Origin of the sequence: Fuerstiella sp. (genome assembly GCA_022447225.1) — a bacterium.
In the GTDB taxonomy this organism is placed as follows: domain Bacteria; phylum Planctomycetota; class Planctomycetia; order Planctomycetales; family Planctomycetaceae; genus S139-18.
Map to the genome: position 1 here is coordinate 471,173 of JAKVAZ010000006.1, position 17,230 is coordinate 488,402.

A 17,230-nucleotide genomic window follows, 5' to 3' on the forward strand; every position below is an offset into this window, starting at 1 on the left:
AACTCGCCCGCCTGACCACGGCTTAACCAAGCAGTTGCGGCAGCACATTCCCGTGCACATCGGTCAGTCGATGGTGTCGCCCCTGGTACTGATAGGTCAGTCGGGTGTGCTCGATACCCATCAAATGCATAATGGTTGCGTTGAGGTCATGCACTTCAACCCCGTCTTTCGCAATGTTGTAGGAGAAATCATCTGTCTCCCCATATGTTGTGCCTCGATTGACTCCGCCACCAGCCATCCAGATCGTAAAACACCTTGGGTGATGGTCACGCCCGTAATTTTTTTCATTCAGAGCACCCTGACAGTAAACGGTACGCCCAAATTCACCACTCCAGACCACCAGTGTGTCCTCCAGCATTCCCCGCGCGCGCAGGTCCTGAACCAGGGCAGAGCCAGCCTGATCGGTTTGCCGACACTGTTTATTAATCTTGTCCGGTAAGTTTCCGTGATGATCCCAACCACGATGGTACAGCTGCACAAAGCGGACACCTCGCTCCGCCAGACGCCGAGCCAGCAGACAGTTGGAGGCATACGTACCGGGTTTCCGACAGTCAGAACCGTAGAGTTCCAGAATGTGCTCGGGCTCATCAGAGACATCTACCAGGTCCGGAACCGACGACTGCATCCGAGCGGCCATTTCGTATTGAGTCATTCGTGCCGCAATCTCCGGGTCACCCTGCTGCCACAGCTGAATCTCGTTGAGCTTTGCCAGGTCGTTCAGCATTTCACGCCGCAGCTGACTGGAAATCCCTGCTGGATTTGACAGATACAATACCGGATCGCCGGTGCGTCGAAACTTTACAGCAGAGTGCACGGTTGGCAGGAATCCGCTTCCCCACAACCGGTCATAAAGTGGCTGCCCCCCGTCACCCGACGTCATGGCAACAAACGTGGGCAAATCTTCGTTCATACTGCCCAGTCCGTAGGCGAGCCATGACCCCATACTCGGTCGCCCGGCCAAAGAACTGCCGGTCTGAATGAACGTAATTGCCGGATCATGATTGATTGCATCTGTATGCAGTGTTTTCACAAAACACAATTCATCCGCTACTTTGGATGTGTGTGGAAGAAGCTCACTCAACCAGGCTCCGCTTTCGCCATGCTGCCTGAATTGGAAAATCGTAGGTGCTACCGGGAAACTGGCCTGATCTTTCGTCATTCCGGTGAAGCGCTGCCCCCCACGAACCGAATCCGGCAGTTCCATGCCTCGCCGGCGTGCAAGTTGCGGTTTCCAGTCGTACAAATCCAGCTGCGAAGGCGCACCAGACTGACATAAATGAATCACCCGTTTTGCTTTGGGAGCAAAGTGAGGAAACTGAGCCAGGCTGTCACCGGCAGCACCTGCCACGTCACGCTGCAGGACACTGCTCAGAGCAGCCGTACCAATGCCGACAACACCCGACTTTAATACCCTGCGACGATTCGCTGTTCTAATGTATTCGCTGACCGGACTCATAGCAGATACCTGTGTTCCTTCTGATGCTCACCTTCGCAGGTAACAGACACTTTCCGAAACCGCACCCGGATAACTGCGGCAACGTTCAATACGGAATTGACGAGCACACAGAACTGTTCTTAAATCACCGCCTCATCACTGCCTCATCCAGATTCAGAATGACGCTGGCCACTGCAGTCCATGCTGCCAGTTCTCCGGCAGCAATCTCCTTCGCTGCCAGGGAGTCACCGACGGAAACCAACTGTTCCGCTGCCTGCGGACTGTTCTCAAATTCTTTCGTATAACGGACTGCTGCCGCACTCAGAATACGGGATTCCTGTTCCTGCGGCGGACGCCCCAGCACGAGATGGAAGCCACGGGCGATGCGCTGACCATCCGCTGCTCCGCCTTCCGTAATCATTCGCTGGGCCAGCGCTCGCGATGCCTCCACATAAGTAACATCATTCATCAAAGCCAGTGCCTGCAGCGGCGTATTTGTACGAGCCCGGCGAACCGTGCACATTTCTCGTGTCGTGGCATCAAATGTAACCATTGTCGGTGGAGCCACTGTTCGTTTCCAGTACGTATACAGACTGCGGCGGTACAGATCGTCTCCGGTTGCCGGTTCGTAAACACCGTCTGTGGCGATTTCACTCCAGAGACCTTCGGGCTGGTAACTTTTTACTGACGGACCACCAACTTCAAGGTGCAGCAAGCCACTCGCTGCAAGAGCCTGATCGCGCACCACTTCAGCCGACAGGCGAAACCGAGGCCCCCGGGCCAGCAGTTCATTCTCCGGATCACGTACACGCAGTGCGTCGGAGACCAGCGAAGACTGACGATAGGTCGCACTCATTGCGATCACTTTGAGAATGTCCTTCACATTCCAGCCGTTGCGGATGAACTCGGTTGCGAGCCAGTCCAGCAACTGAGGATGACTGGGCCGATTTCCCTGTACCCCAAAGTCTTCCATACTCCTGACTAGTCCTTCGCCGAAAAACATTTGCCAGTACCGATTGACTGCAACTCGCGCTGTCAACGGATGATCGGGAGACACAATCCAGTGAGCCACCTCAAGCCGGTCCCTGGTGTCTGTTGATCGCCCCGAAGCCAGAATCTCAGGAACTCCCCCCGTGACTTCTTCGGCCGGCTGGTCAAACTGACCGCGATTGAGTCGGCGTGTCGTCCGGGGATGGCCGTCATACATCACCATCACCGTCGACATTGTCTCAACCAGTCTGGCTCTCTCCTGCTGACGTGCATTCAGCCGTTTGTACAGCGTCCGCAATGATTCGGAAGCCGCAGTCTGCATAAAGCAGGATTCCAGCACATCCCGCTGCGCCACTGTCCGATCCGATTCAGGCAACCTCGCCACTTGTTCCAGTGTCTGCGAAGTCGCAATGATGCGTACTTCACGTGGGGACAATTCCCGGTCGAAAATCCGCACTTCATCAACGGCACCGGAAAGATTGGTGATCCCGGCACCGATTCGCAGCGGCTCGTCTGCGGCAATTGTCTGATTCAGAAAATCAAAATGGACGTTAATCTTCTGTGGCTGACCATCGAAATACACTGAAATTCCGGCCGCCTGACGTGTTCCGTCGTATGTGACAGCAACGTGATGCCACTCATTCAACGGCAGCGAGCCGACCGTCGAAAGCCGAATACAGTCATCCAGCCAGCGGTTAATCAGGTTCACATAGACGTGCCCGTTCTGAATCCCGATCGAATACCCCCCGCCTTCTTTACCAGGGCTCTTGCGGGAAAGAATGGTTCCGTCACTTTCAGCCCTGACCCATGCCGCCAGAGTGACAGTGCCCATATAACCGAATACACCAAAGTCACCGACCGCAATCGACTCTTCACCATTCAGCCGCAGGGCGTCACCGATTCGGCCGTCAATGAATGTCAGCTTTTGATTCGCATGCGTGTCTGAAGCGGCAGTAGGTGCAGATTCAGACGATTCCGTCTCCGAAACGACATTCTTCAGATCTCCGTCAAGCTGCAGATGCAGAGTGAGTCCGTCCGACACTCCCCACCATGTGGCATTGTCCGAAGACAGTGAATTTTCCCACTCTGTCTGAGCGTCACGCCGTGTGGCCAGGCTGCGGCTCCACTGTTGCTGAAGTTCTGCAATTTGCTGATCCAGCAGATCCAACCGACTTCGCTGCGCTGATGTCGGGGCCTTGATGTACGGAGGCGAGTTGCCCTTTTTGAGAGCTCGGCCAAACTCAGGAATGTTGTTGAAGCATGCAAACAGTCGATAGAAGTCCGTTTGCGAAATCGGATCATATTTGTGGTCATGACAACGCGCACAGCCCAGCGAAAGTCCAAGCCACACCGTTGCGGTCGTATCCACACGATCAACAACGTATTCAACCTGGTATTCATCCGGGTCGACACCGCCCTCTGAATTACCTCGATGATTTCGATTGAACGCGGACGCAATCCAGCGATTGAGGGACTCTTCGTCCAGAGTCAGACTTCCGTGACCAATACGACCTGGTTCCGGTACGTCCTGAAGCAGATCCCCGGCCAACTGTTCAATTGTAAACTGATCAAAAGGCATGTTGTTGTTGTAGGCGTTAATGACCCAGTCCCGCCAACGCCACATGTCACGTGCGCCGTCGTTCTGGTAACCACTGGTGTCAGCATAACGGGCCAAATCCAGCCAGCGAACGGCCATGTTTTCCCCGTAAGCGGACGAATCCAGCAGCCGGTCAATTACTTTTTCCCAGGCATCTGACGAATCATCCGTCACAAAGGCATCAACCTCCTCCGGCGTCGGTGGCAACCCGGTCAGGTCCAGTGACACACGTCGAATCAGAGTCGATCGTGATGCCTCAGAAGAAGGTTGCAGGCCTTCCCGCTCGAGACCAGCCAAGACAAAGGAGTCAACGGGATTGCGAACCCGATCGACATCAGCCACCTGTGGCTCTTCAGGACGTTCAGGAATCACAAACGACCAGTGATCCTTCCATTCCGCACCCTGCTCAATCCATTGTCTGATCAGCGCAATTTGACTCCCTGTAAGACTTAGCCCGGAATCCGGAGGCGGCATCACCAGGTCAGGATCCGGAGACGTAACTCGACGATACAGTTCACTCTCATCCGGCCTTAAAGCAACGATTCGCGGCGGCTCACCCTCCTGATGGGTGAACACGCTATCCCTGAGATCCAGCCGTAACTCTGCCTCTCGATTCTCTGCATCCGGACCGTGGCACTGAAAGCAGTTGTCCGAAAGAATCCTGCGAATGTCACGATCAAAGTCAACGCGATCGTCCCCAAAGACACAAATCGTCGTAAGCAGCAGCGCAAGCCCGATCGGCCCTACCGAACGAAGAATATGTGGACGCATCACGCTCATTTCAATTGAGTCCTGCTGGTTTCGGATCACGGCCCGGAACTACCACAATATATGGTAAACGTCCCTATACGCACCGTCTATCACCTCTGATCGTGAATTCCAAATTCAGACGGCCAATAGCAACCAGCGAGCAACAGGAATGTGAGACATCGACCTGGATCCGGATCTGATTGATGAAATCACAGAATCTCTGACAAACAGCAATAAAATTGAGACTCTTAAGACTTACCGCAAGGCATCCGGTCAGGGGTTGAAGAAATCAATGTAATTTATTGACCGACTGATCCCTGGACTGGTTACAAGACATTCCGCACGATTCGCCAAAACAGCAAAGAGCACCGACTGCGGCACAGCTGTCTTCGTTTTACTCTGCGCTGTTTCTACATCCACATTCGCAATTGCAGTGACTATGGTATTCAAGCGTCTGGCCAGCTCAAATCCGCCTGAAACTGGCGAGGTCAGCCACGTTGTGAATACTGACAGCATCGATTCAACTACAGTGAAATCTCTGTTTCCTGTTGTCGAAGTTCCAAAGTCGTGAGCGTCTCATCAGTACTGGACGGATCAACGGCACGACAGCTTTTCGTCAGTCGACTGGCGAGGTCGGCAAGGTCACGCTGCCATTCCGCGGGAGCAATCCCGGGCGGCTGGACGCAGGCAAATTCTCCACACAACAGAATCATCCGCAGACAATGACGAAAGATCACACCTTCCTGTTTCGTCAGATCTCGCGCACGAACGTACTTGTTAAAGTCCCCGCCAAAAGTCAACAGGTCACCGACACACCATACGGCTGAGCAACGAGCGTCACTGGCCGCGGGAAATTCGGAACGAAACAACATCTGCATCTGAACCGCCAGGTCCAGAGGAGGAATTCGGCGACCGCTTTCTTCGTCACGATAGCCCGTAATATCCTCCTGAGTCGCAAGCCCGCTGGACAGCAACAGAGGAGTCAGCCAACTGGTCGCCATGGGCCCCGGCGGCATATGCTCCGGAAATGGAACGCGTACTTTCGAAGCCACGGATCGAGGCATGTCCAGCGCACCTTCCAACAGCAACAATCGTTCCTCGTAATTCGCCCGGTGCAGGTGTTCAGCTAGAAAGATACCGAAAATCGCGTTGATACTGCGAAAGTTGAACAGCAGATCCAGCGATTCTGTTGCGATGGCATAGCGAGGGTCATATTCGTCGAGGGGTTGATTGTCCGGTTCCGCAGACTTGACCGAGTCAGATTCGTTGGTGACCTGCGGATTCACATCACTGCCTGCTGTTCCTGCTGATGTGCGGGCTTCAGCAAGTAACTGTCCGAACAATCCGACAACACCTGCTGATTCAACTTCCTCCTCTTCTGCTTTGACTGGTTGCACTTCAGATTCAGAATTCTGCTCCGACTCCTCAACACTCGAAGATTCATTGTCATCCTCTTCCATCAATCCGGAGGCAAATTCATCCGGAACTGGATCTGTGGCGGCGTCCTGCTCTTCCTCTCCGGTACTGACGTCATCGCCTCGTGAGAGCCAGATCGATTCTGTTTCCGTCACATCGGCCGTCAGCAGTGGAGCAGTCGCGAAAGCCGCACTGACACGAAACTGCATGGAATCACCGTCTGAAGGGGGCGGGGGTTCCAGTTTGATGAAGCCACCTGCATCCAGAGTCAGCAGCATATGTCTAAGTCGACGAATCGCGGCTTCCTTCTGAGTCGGGTCCAGCAAACGCCTGTACACGGCGTCGAGTAAGTCCTGAACAGTGCCTGATTTCCGAATCAGGAATGCCAGCAACCGCCAGGGAAAACGTCCCTTGCTGGCCAGTTTCGCCGGAGCGGCGTGCTGCAGGGTGACAAATTGTTTCTCGGACCAGTACTGCTGCCCGTCACGTCGTTTGGGCATTTTCTTTTTGAGCTTCTTCTTCGCCCGCAAAATCATCGGGTCCTTCGAGTCGGCAGGAATCGCATCATACTTCTCCTGCCAGCGAAAGATCCGAACATCATCTTCATGGGCAACGGCAAATACGTAGCCACGGCTGTCGAATTGAGGTCGGCCCGCTCGCCCAAACATCTGATGTCCCGAACTGGCATCGATGACTTTCAGCTTTCCGAAAGGACCTTTGAGCAGACTGACCATTACGACGGATCGCGCCGGAAGATTGATACCGGCTGCCAGTGTCTCCGTACAAACACAAATCGACAGCAGTTTTTTCTGAAACAGATCTTCGACAATCCGTCGATAACGCGGCAGAATTCCGGCATGGTGAACTCCAACTCCACGGAGAAGAATCTGGCGAAGTTTACCCCCGGCTCCGATCGACCAGTCATGCTCATCCAGAGCGCTGACCAACTGATCCTGTTGTCCGTCGGCCAGCAGGCGTTTTCCTTTCAGCTGTTCCGCAACACTCCAGCATTCGGCCCGATTAAAACAAAACACCAAACCGGGGGTATACCGCGCCTGTTCATTGCCCTCGGCCATCAATTCCAGATGCTCGGAAAGGAGCTGATCGGGTACCCAGCGAAAATCCAGAGGGACGCGACGCTCGTCGCTCTGCAACAGACGCAGCCGACGGCGGTGCTGTTGTCCGAGCCACGCGACAAATTCCGGAGCATTTCCCACCGTGGCGCTGATCAACAGCACGCGGGTTGAACTCGGAAGCATGCCCAGCGACAGCTCCCACACAATACCTCGCTCCGGATCATTGAAGCTGTGAAACTCGTCCATCACCACGGCAGAGACATCGTCAAACGGGAATTCCTCGGGCGTCAGTAATCGATTGAGCAGAATTTCGGCAACCACAACCAGAATTCGTGCATCCGGGTTCACGCGCCGATTGCCGGTGACGAGTCCCACGTCATCACGTGAAAATCCCCACCTTTCAGCCGATTCCTGCAACTCATGAAATTTCTGTTCCGTGAGCGCAATCAGTGGAGTCGTGTAGTAGGCTCGCCGTCCTGTGACGAGTGCTTCGTAAAGCGCTGTTTCGGCGATGACCGTTTTACCCGTGCCGGTAGGAGCACAAACAAGAATTCCGTCCTCGCCTTCAAACCACGCCAAAATCGCCTGCTCCTGAAATGGATAAGGCTCCCAGGGCAATTGGTCGAGATAGTTAAGAGCAATCTCTTCCGACGACGGAATTTCTGCATCCATGACGCGATTTTCGCAGCCTGTCAGGTAATGGGGATAGCTTTCAATCGGCCGGGACACGGTATGCTGTCAGCAAACGGACTTCAAACAAAGTCGCACAAACACTAATTCTTCACGTCTCAAGGTTTCGACTGTGGGTATTTCGTCTGACTTCCACCAGTATCTGACGCAACCAATCAGCAATCTGGAAGAACTCCGGGGACTGATGCCGATCGTCAACGAGCCAGGCCTGTATTTGGACCACGCGGCAGCCGGTGTCCTGCCAAGCCCTACAGTCGATGCAATGTCCAGCCGAATTCTAAGCGCGGCTACACACGGGATTCGTCACTGGAATCTCTGGCAAAAGACAGTCCAGCGAACACGCAGGCTAATGGCAGAACTCATCGGAGGCCACGAAGATGAAGTCGCATTCGTTGCAAATACGGCAGATGCCGCAGGAACCGTGGCGGAAGGATTTCACTGGCAGGAGGGAGACAACGTCGTCCTTTCCGCCGGAGAATTTCCCAGCAATCGATTCCCGTGGCTGAATCTGAAGCGTCGAGGCGTTGAAGTCCGCCAGGTAAATGCTCCTGATGATCCGCAACAGTTCCTCGCTTCGCTGGACAAAGCATGTGATTCCAAGACACGTATCGTCACCTGCAGCTGGGTCGACTATTCCACAGGCGTTCGGCGTGAACCGGCACAACTGGCGGAAGTCGCTCACCGACACGGTGCCCTGCTGGTACTGGATGCCATTCAGGCCCTTGGTGTGTTTCCGATCGATATGGATGCCGACAATATCGACGTACTGGTCGCCGACAGCCGAAAATGGCTGCTGGGTCCGGATGGCGCCGGAATCCTTGTCGTTCGACGAAATCAGCAGAATCGCCTTGAGATCACTCGCCCCGGCTGGGCCAGTGCAGTGAATCCTCTGCAGTTTGGGGCAAAGGAACTGACACTGAGTAACACTGCGACTCGTTTTGAATCGGGAATGCACAACACTTTTGGACTCACGGGACTGCATGCCAGCCTGCGACTCCTCAGAGAAATCCCTGCAACAAGCCGCGCCGAACACCTGCTGACCGTGCGCAGTCAATTCAATGAGGCGATACGTACTGCCGGACTGGAATGCGCAAACCGGCCCAGGCAGGTTCAGTCGGGCATTTTGACCTTCACACATCCACAGCTGGAAACGATCGTGCTGATTCGCCAACTGCGACGACACAACATCACAGTCAGTCTGAAGCACGACCACGTGCGGATCAGCCCCCACCTGTACAACAATTCAAACGACGTACGGCAGTTCGCAGATGCGTTGTCTGATACGAACAAGTGAGACAGCAACGGTGGTACCGGCGCCCGAACTCACTCACAATGGCATTCACTCAACCGACATACGGTTCCGGTGATTTTCCGAGAGTGTGATTCAACAATTTTATAAACGGTGAACAAAAGTGTTTTGGTTGTGTTTGGCCTGTCTCGGTGAATTTGGGTTTGCTCAGCTTTTCAAATTCTCGCAAAAGAAGGGTTACTCGGCCCCCGTCGTATTTTCAACAAACTATGTCACGATGGCAATTGCCCTAGGAGTGTTTCATCTGTGTGGCAGCGGATTTGACATGACGACTGCCACAGTTCGGGTCGGAATGATCACAGGAACCGTCTTTGTTTGTTCTATGTTCATCATGACGACAGCCCTGCGATTGCTGAGCGTGGCTCCCGTGTTGACAGCATTTCGCCTGGCCGTGGTAATCCCTGTGATTCTGAGTGTGCAGATCTGGGGTGAACAGATCAGCCTGCTTCAGGCCGCAGGGATCGGTTCGGCGCTAATCGCCCTTGGCCTGATGGCACGTGGAGCACCAGCGATCACGCATACCAGTACCAGGATTTCCCTGTGTCTCATTCCACTGGTGTTTTGTGCCCAGGGGCTGAGCAATTCGTGTCTGCGATGGGTGCATTATGCCGGCCTGGATAACGTATTGCTTAGTGTTCTGTTTTTTGTCGGAGCGACTGCGGGAACATTGGGTTCGATCGCCGTGCTGCTGTGTTCCGGGAAACCAACGCGTCAGGAACTTCAAATGGGGGCCATCATTGGACTCCTGAATCTGATGGCATTGGTTGTCATCCTACTGGCACTCCGCCAAATCCCCGGAACTGTCTTTTTTCCTGCCGTTGGATGTACGGTTGTGGTAATGGACCAGCTTTCAGCCCATTTCATCTGGAAAGAACCCGTAACCGTGCCGGCTCGATGGGGAGCCCTCCTGGCAGTCGTCGCCATGTTTCTGGTTCTGAGATGATCACAGACTGCAGATTTCCCGCGCCCCGGGCGGTCAGATTCCTGCCATGAAAAAACGTCACCAAACACCGGCGAAGATGCCCCTCGAAAGGTGCATAATCATGCTGGCAGGAAACGTGAGTGTCCGCTTCTTCAGTGTGGATGATCCCTGTTCAAATTTTTCACTGGTTTACTTACGGGTCAGCTGGCTCAGCCTGAGCTGGTGAGTGTGAATCTTCTCACCGTCAATTGAGATCGCTTCGAAAGTCACGGTGGGGTCCGCAATGGTTGTATCAAATCGCATCAGTGCAAAGGAGCACATCTTGTTGTAGCCCCAGATCAGCCCGGGTGTTTTCACCACATCGTGAGTGTGACGGTTGGTCAGTCTGGAACTTTCCAGCTCGTAAAGGTCATAGCCCCCGGGTCGCGAGGTCACTCGCAGGTCCGTCCGGTGTCGATCCGCCGCGACGAGAAACAGACCGTTTATTTTCTTTGTTTCCACGAAAGAAAAAATCTCTTCACGTTCCTTGGCGTAACCGTCCCAGGTGTCCCGGCTGCCCGGCTTGACTCCGGCGGTCCACGGGACCGGTGAGGCAAGCACCTTGAAGGTCCCCTTTGAGCCGGCGAGAGTTTCAAGCAGCCATTTTTTCTGTGCCGAGCCGAGCATTGTCGGTTCTCCCTCACGGCTACGGTAATAGCGGCCGTCAAGCAGAATGAAATGCACATCACCAATCGTGAAATCCTGCCAGCACCCCGGTTGGTTTTCGCCGCCGCCATAGGAAGCGTTGACCCAGTTTTGCCGGAAGGTATTCCAGACCGTCCGTTTCCAGACCGGCTTCTCGATCTCAGCACCCGGCACACAGTCGTTCAGTCCGAAATCATGGTCATCGTAGATCGAGTACATACCGGTGGTCGCAGTGAAGCGCCGCCACTCGGGCCGGGACTGGCGGCGATAATAACAATAGTGATTCGTCAGCAGATGAGTCGGGTCATCGATGTAAACGTTGTCACCGAGCATCAGGAAGGCGGCCGGCCGTGATTCCAGTACCGTGTCCCACATAGATTCCCACTTCGGAACAAACCCGGCACCACCGCCAAAGCCGACTGCGAAACTGGCAGCCGTTCCTTTTATCGGATAGGTCCGAAAGCGGGTGTTCGGGACTGGTGTCGGCTCGCCATCAATCTGGATCTCGTAACGATAGGCGTGATCTTGCTTCAGACCCGTCAGTTTGACCACGGCCGTAAAATCACTTTCTTGTTTGGCAACCACTTCCTCAGACGTGCTGATTAGCCTGCTGCTCTGTGCATCCATAACCCGAACCTGGACAGATGACTGTTTCGCTGTCCGTAGCCAGATCAAGGCGGAATCACTGCGAATCGCGCCGAGCATCGGGCCGTGTAGTATTCGCAGCGAACTGTTTTGCCTGGTCCACTCGCGGTACTGATCGGTCCCATAGAGTGGGGCCAGCAGCATACGTGGCCCGGCCACCAGGCGTTCGAAAGGAAGACCGGCTTCCAGCGCATCCCCGGCATGCTGTAGGGCCTGGTCCGTTTGGTGCTGCCCCAGAGCGATCAGCATACGAACATAGTGTGTCTCGGAGGTTGGCCGGTCTCCCTTTTCCAGTTCCGCCAGCGCTTTGTCAAAGGCTCCGCTCGCGATATATCGAACGGCATTTCGCTCGGGATCATGCTGGGCAGCAACGGGCAAACAAAGAAGCAGGGGGAGCAGCAAAAACAGCACAGGTCGCAGATTGTTCATCGGAATAGGGCATCACTCAAAACAGAGGAAACAAAACACCTGCCAGTATAGCAATCTTGTTCGGTACCTGCTTGGACGGAACGCCGGACGACAACCTGGAATGCATGGGGCACCCGTGTCCGGTCGGTGCAGGCTGACCGGACATCGAGACATAGAATGCCGTGCGTCCCAGGCGACTCAACACCGGCCGGCCGCTGCGGGTCATCGCTGGAATCACCATTACCTCCGTGCGCAGATGTTCCCGGAAAAACCATACCGAAAATCGCCCCCTAATCCCTGAGCAAATAAGCGACTCGAACGCGGCAACCCAACGGTTGAGCAAATTCTATGACACCGGTGCTGCACCCATCACCTGACCGCCATTCTTTCCCGCTCCCGGACCCATTTCGATCCGATAATCGCATTGACGAATTAAACGCCGGTCATGCTCGATCAATACAACAGTGTGACCGACCTGAACCAGCTGCTGCAGGCAGGTCATCAACAGATCTGAATCATGCGCATGCAGGCCGTTCGATGGTTCATCCAGAATAAATAACGTTCCTGTTTCCCCGTGCTGCTCCAGGCTTCCCGACCCTTTTCCCGATTTCCTGGAATCACGGACTCCGGCCAGGAGTGCTGCAATCCTCAATCGCTGAGCTTCGCCACCCGACAGAGTCGACAACGGCTGTCCCAGTCTCAGATAACCGAGACCAATCTGACGCAGACCATTCAATGCTCTCTGGATTCGGTGGTGTCCGCTGAAGAACAAAAATGCATTTTCGGCAGTCATCTCCAGAACTTCATCCACAGAACGATCCCGATATCGAATCTCAAGCACATCACCGCGAAATCGACGCCCCTGGCAGTTTTCACAAGTCGCTTCGACATCAGCAAGAAACTGCATGTCGATCGTAACCGAACCATGCCCGTGACACTGCTCACAGCGTCCACCCTGAGAGGAATTGAAACTGAAGGTTCCGGGCGTGAAGTTCCGTTTGCGTGCTTCGTGTGTACCCGCCAGCAATCTGCGGATCTCATCAAATGCGCCAAGATATGTTGCCGGTATGCTTCGACTGGAACGCTGTAACGGATTTTGTTCGAGCAGCTGTACTTCACCGAGATACTGAGCTCCGTCTGCAACTTCGCAGAACGGATCGTGGAAATGCAGATCGTTTGCCAGTAAACGTTTTAACTCCGGATACAGGGCATCGACGATCAGGGAACTCTTGCCGCTGCCGCTCACTCCGGTCACCACGCATAATTTCTGCAGCGGCAGATCCACATCGGCCCCGTGGATGTTGTGACACTGTATATTTCTGATCTTAAGCCAGTGCCGATCTTTAACATCTTTATCAGGCTGCCCTGTTTGCGGTGGCCGCTCTTCAACGACATTGGCTTCCCGCAGTACCTGGCCTGTATGAGTATCTGCATTCCTCAGAGCACGCGGTTGTCCCGCGAAAACAATGTCGCCACCGTCCTGACCGGCCTGAGGCCCCAGCTCAATGACCAAATCAGCGCTGCGAATCACATCCAGATCGTGCTCAACAACCACAACCGTATTGCCGGACATCTGCAATCGACGGATGGCTTCAATCACGTGTGCGATGTCGGTTTCATGCATACCACTGGTCGGTTCATCGAGAACATACAGCGTATTGGTCATACCGCTGCCCAGCACAGAGGTCAAAACGACTCGACGCGCTTCACCTCCCGACAATGTCATCAGTGTGCGGTCAAGTGAAAGATATCCCAGTCCCATCTCCGTCAGGAACTGCAGACGCCGCCGAAGCTGCTGAAAGACTGTGACCAACGACCGACATTTCGCTTCTGACAGACATTGCTGAACATTGTTGAGCCAGACAATCAAATCACCACATTCGCACTTCAGCAGTTCAGGCAGATTCGCCCCGTTCAGCCACACAGACCGTCCAAATCGGTTGAGTCGCGTACCGTGACACGCCGAACACGACGTCAGCACCTGGTTGACCACCGTGCCGGTCCCCTGACACTCGGCACAGGCTCCTGCAGCCGTATGAAAACTCAGCAAATCCTGAGTCACCGGCGGAAAATCAATCTGACAGTCAGGACAAAAACAGGATTCAAAATAGACCGTGCGATGATACCGACGGTCGTCCACCATAATTTCTCCGTCTGATGATTCCATCAGAATATGACACGCCTCCCCCTGATTGAATGCCTGTTGGGTTGCTTCCGATATACGCTCACGATCCTGATCACGACATTGAACCCGATCAACAACAACCAGCAACTGTGTCATATCGACAGAAGCCGGTATGTCTTCCAGGCGGACGCTTCTGTGCCTCATAATACCTCGAGTAAACCCCAGGCGAATGAACTCGTCGACATGTGTCTGCGGTTGAGGTATCAGTGCAATCATGGCACGAGCCGATGTACTGAGACTGCTTACACTCTGCGCCACACTGTCGGGTGTCCAGGTCCGTAAAGAATTTTTGCACCCAGGACAGTGCCGGACTCCGGTTTGAGCAAACAGCAGCTGCAGATATCGCAAAATCTCTGTTCGTGACCCGACCGTACTCAGAGCGTTCACAAGTCGCCGCTGCTGCCGCACAGCGATAGCCGGTGGAATCCCTTCGATTCGATCGAAGTCCGGCCTTTCCAGCTGATTCAGAAACTGTCGAGCGTGGGATGAGAATGTTTCGACATAGCGGCGTTGCCCTTCCGCATACAGCGTATCGAACGCCAGGCTGCTTTTTCCTGAACCACTGACACCACAGATGACGATCACGGCATTATGAGGCATCCGGACACTGATCCCGCGAAGGTTGTGAACCCGCACTCCTTCCAGATCGATATGTGTCATTTTACCCCTCCCGGATGCGATATGCTTCAGCCTCTCGCTCCGAGGCATAATAGGGAAGGACCGAACTCAAGTGGCGGGATATAACAGTGAACGGCACCTGGCAAATCCGCCACAGCTTGATACCTCAAACACGGGCAGATTCGAGAACACAGGAATTTTGCAATTGACCTGCAGACTGGGCTATGGCACTGAATTGAATGCTGCTGCAGGAAACGCTGCCCGGTCGGCGCCAGAGACCCCGTTCTCAATGCCATTTTGTCTGTAAACTCATCTGCTCCCTGGTTTCAACAGTCGCTGCTGTTAAGGCAAATACGAAAATTCATTGATCGCTGAATCGAGAAACTCCACGCTGTATCCGGAATTCTCCGGTGGCATGTAGCGACCGTTCTTCATCGTAACGGGATGCCGCAAATGCTCGTGCAGGTGATCAGAATACTCCGCAATCCGATCCTCCTGAGTGCCGGAAACGCAGATGTAGTCAATCATTGTCAGGTGCTGGACATACTCGCACAGGCCCACCCCACCGGCGTGAGGACACACGGGGATACCAAATCGTTCGGCCAGCAGCATGACCGCAAGCACCTCATTGACCCCCCCCAGACGGCAGCTGTCCAGCTGACAAACCTGCATCCCTCCGGCTTCCATGAACTGCCGAAACATGATGCGGTTATGACACATCTCGCCGGTTGCGATTCGTACCGGTGCAACGGCCTTGGAGATTTCTGCGTGGCCCAGAATGTCATCGGGATAAGTCGGTTCTTCGACGAACCACAGATCGAATTCCTTCAGCTGCTGAATCCATTCGATTGCTTCCGGAACGTCCCACATCTGATTGGCATCGACCATCATGCGAGCCTCCGGCCCCAGTTCGGAACGCAGCAGCCCACAACGTCGCCGATCATCTTCCAGTTCGCGGCCCACTTTGATCTTGAAATGATTCCAGCCGCGATTCTTCAGGTCCGCACATTTGGACCGGAGATCATCGTCACTGTAACCAAGCCACCCGGCAGATGTGGTGTAGCTGGGAAACCCGTGTTCCAGCAGTTCTTCGATTCGTTGCTGTTTACCATTTTCTCGCGAGTTAAGGATCTCTGTTGCCTGGCTCCTGTTAAGACACTGAGTGAGATAACGAAAGTCCACACAGGCCGCGATCTGCTCCGGCGTCATTTCTGCGATGAGACGCCAAAGCGGCCGTTCATTGATCTGGCACCAAAGATCCCAGACCGCATTGATGACTGCAGCTGCCGCCAAATGAATGACGCCCTTCTCCGGGCCCAGCCATCGCAACTGACTGTCTGCGGTCATCTTCCGGTACAAAGTTAACGGTTCTGCCATCAGCGATTCGACGGTGGTTCCGGTCAGCAGCGACGCGAGTGACTGGATTCCCGCCACACACAGTTCGTTACCCCGTCCAATCGTAAACGTCATTCCATGGCCGCTGAGCTGGTCAGACGACGTTTTCAAGACCACATAGGCCGCCGAATAATCAGGATCCGGATTCATGGCATCGGAACCATCCAGATGCTGTGACGTGGGAAATCGAAGGTCAAATGTGTCAAAGCCGGTAATCGTTGTGGGCATAACTAATTGCGGTTGGAAGACTTTGAAGAACGACGAATGTACGGGATACGTGAAGACCGTAGTGTAACTCCGTGAGGATAACCATCGTGTGCTGCCAGCAAATCTTCAAGGCAGAATTCCAGATCTTTAAGCAATCCAGTGACGTCAACACCACAAAATTCAGGCTCGAATGTCTGCAGGTAAGCAACACAGCTTCCGTACATCCTGCGGGCACCACCAAGATTTCCACCTTCGAAATGGAACAAACAAACGGCAGCGTGAATCAGTCCGTGAAAGAACGTTTTTTCCGGACCAATAAGTTCAGACCAAAAGTCTTCGAAAACGTCGTGGCATTCAAAGAACTCACGTTCGTTGAACAGACGAATTCCATGGTCGATGCGGGGATCATTGGGATCGAACAACACGACGAGACCTGTGTAAAACGTCATCCGATGACCGTCAACCCTGCCGGCCCGCGTCCCGCCGAATTATGAGCATTGACAACAGTCTGCTGTCTGCGGGATCGCTAATCCGGCACATGCCTCAGAGAACGGATATGAAACGATTAAAACCTTCCACAGACTGATATGCTGCAGATCCTCAGCCACACATCTGTCCCAAATCACCGGATCAAAAACCATGATTGAACCGCCGATAATCGTAGACTTCAAACGGTTTATCGTCTCCTTTTAAGCAACAGCCATAACAACAGCGGTGTATGAAGCAGCGTGCCAATTGAGACACGGCAATACAATAAAGACCTGCCATATAACTCAGCTCACCCCAGTCCCCGTCGTGAACCGTGAAAACAAAACCGGTGGCATGAGCTTCACAAAACACCAGACGCCCGGCAGGTAATTCAGCAAAGACACAATCCGGAATCCACAAGAACATCTTCATTCG

10 protein-coding genes are annotated in these 17,230 nt (G+C 54.0%); 2 read left to right on the forward strand and 8 right to left on the reverse strand.

The genetic code is table 11. From position 1 onward, the window contains the following. Window positions 1-22: 22 nt before the first annotated feature. From MK110_06345 to MK110_06355, 3 genes are all read right to left on the reverse strand, one after another. On the reverse strand, window positions 23-1,456 hold the full coding sequence (locus tag MK110_06345; GenBank protein MCH2210903.1) for a DUF1501 domain-containing protein: 1,434 nt from the start codon (window positions 1,454-1,456) through the stop codon (window positions 23-25). Between the two features lie 124 nt (window positions 1,457-1,580). Further along, window positions 1,581-4,802, reverse strand: a complete 3,222-nt coding sequence (locus tag MK110_06350; protein ID MCH2210904.1) for a DUF1553 domain-containing protein — start codon at window positions 4,800-4,802, stop codon at window positions 1,581-1,583. A gap of 494 nt (window positions 4,803-5,296) precedes the next feature. After that, the gene (locus tag MK110_06355; GenBank protein MCH2210905.1) at window positions 5,297-7,993 is read right to left on the reverse strand and encodes a DEAD/DEAH box helicase; all 2,697 of its coding nucleotides are present in this window, start codon (window positions 7,991-7,993) and stop codon (window positions 5,297-5,299) included. Between the two features lie 73 nt (window positions 7,994-8,066). Between MK110_06355 and MK110_06360 the strand changes: the two genes are divergently transcribed. Further along, entirely contained in the window at window positions 8,067-9,248 is a 1,182-nt protein-coding gene (locus MK110_06360; GenBank protein MCH2210906.1) for an aminotransferase class V-fold PLP-dependent enzyme, read from the forward strand. A gap of 232 nt (window positions 9,249-9,480) precedes the next feature. Next, window positions 9,481-10,206, forward strand: coding sequence for a hypothetical protein (locus MK110_06365; protein MCH2210907.1), 726 nt, complete (start codon window positions 9,481-9,483; stop codon window positions 10,204-10,206). Window positions 10,207-10,374: 168 nt separating this feature from the next. Here the strand turns inward: MK110_06365 and MK110_06370 are convergent, their stop codons facing one another. The 5 genes from MK110_06370 to MK110_06390 all read right to left on the reverse strand — a co-directional run bounded on the left by MK110_06370 (window position 10,375) and on the right by MK110_06390 (window position 17,227). Next, entirely contained in the window at window positions 10,375-11,943 is a 1,569-nt protein-coding gene (locus tag MK110_06370) for an alkaline phosphatase D family protein (GenBank protein MCH2210908.1), read from the reverse strand. 325 nt (window positions 11,944-12,268) lie between these two features. After that, window positions 12,269-14,767, reverse strand: coding sequence for an excinuclease ABC subunit UvrA (locus MK110_06375; GenBank protein ID MCH2210909.1), 2,499 nt, complete (start codon window positions 14,765-14,767; stop codon window positions 12,269-12,271). Window positions 14,768-15,067: 300 nt separating this feature from the next. Next, a complete protein-coding gene (locus MK110_06380) occupies window positions 15,068-16,348 on the reverse strand; it encodes a fuconate dehydratase (GenBank protein ID MCH2210910.1) in 1,281 nt (426 codons plus the stop codon). 2 nt (window positions 16,349-16,350) lie between these two features. Beyond that, on the reverse strand, window positions 16,351-16,776 hold the full coding sequence (locus MK110_06385; protein ID MCH2210911.1) for a DUF309 domain-containing protein: 426 nt from the start codon (window positions 16,774-16,776) through the stop codon (window positions 16,351-16,353). A gap of 181 nt (window positions 16,777-16,957) precedes the next feature. Next, the gene (locus tag MK110_06390) at window positions 16,958-17,227 is read right to left on the reverse strand and encodes a hypothetical protein (GenBank protein ID MCH2210912.1); all 270 of its coding nucleotides are present in this window, start codon (window positions 17,225-17,227) and stop codon (window positions 16,958-16,960) included. Window positions 17,228-17,230: the final 3 nt, after the last annotated feature.

Coding starts and splice junctions, on each gene's coding strand:
- MK110_06350 (MCH2210904.1), bottom strand. CDS start 4,802: ATGAGCGTGATGCGTCCACATATTCTTCGTTCGGTAGGGCCGATCGGG.
- MK110_06345 (MCH2210903.1), bottom strand. CDS start 1,456: ATGAGTCCGGTCAGCGAATACATTAGAACAGCGAATCGTCGCAGGGTA.
- MK110_06370 (MCH2210908.1), bottom strand. CDS start 11,943: ATGAACAATCTGCGACCTGTGCTGTTTTTGCTGCTCCCCCTGCTTCTT.
- MK110_06380 (MCH2210910.1), bottom strand. CDS start 16,348: ATGCCCACAACGATTACCGGCTTTGACACATTTGACCTTCGATTTCCC.
- MK110_06390 (MCH2210912.1), bottom strand. CDS start 17,227: ATGAAGATGTTCTTGTGGATTCCGGATTGTGTCTTTGCTGAATTACCT.
- MK110_06385 (MCH2210911.1), bottom strand. CDS start 16,776: ATGACGTTTTACACAGGTCTCGTCGTGTTGTTCGATCCCAATGATCCC.
- MK110_06365 (MCH2210907.1), top strand. CDS start 9,481: ATGGCAATTGCCCTAGGAGTGTTTCATCTGTGTGGCAGCGGATTTGAC.
- MK110_06375 (MCH2210909.1), bottom strand. CDS start 14,767: ATGACACATATCGATCTGGAAGGAGTGCGGGTTCACAACCTTCGCGGG.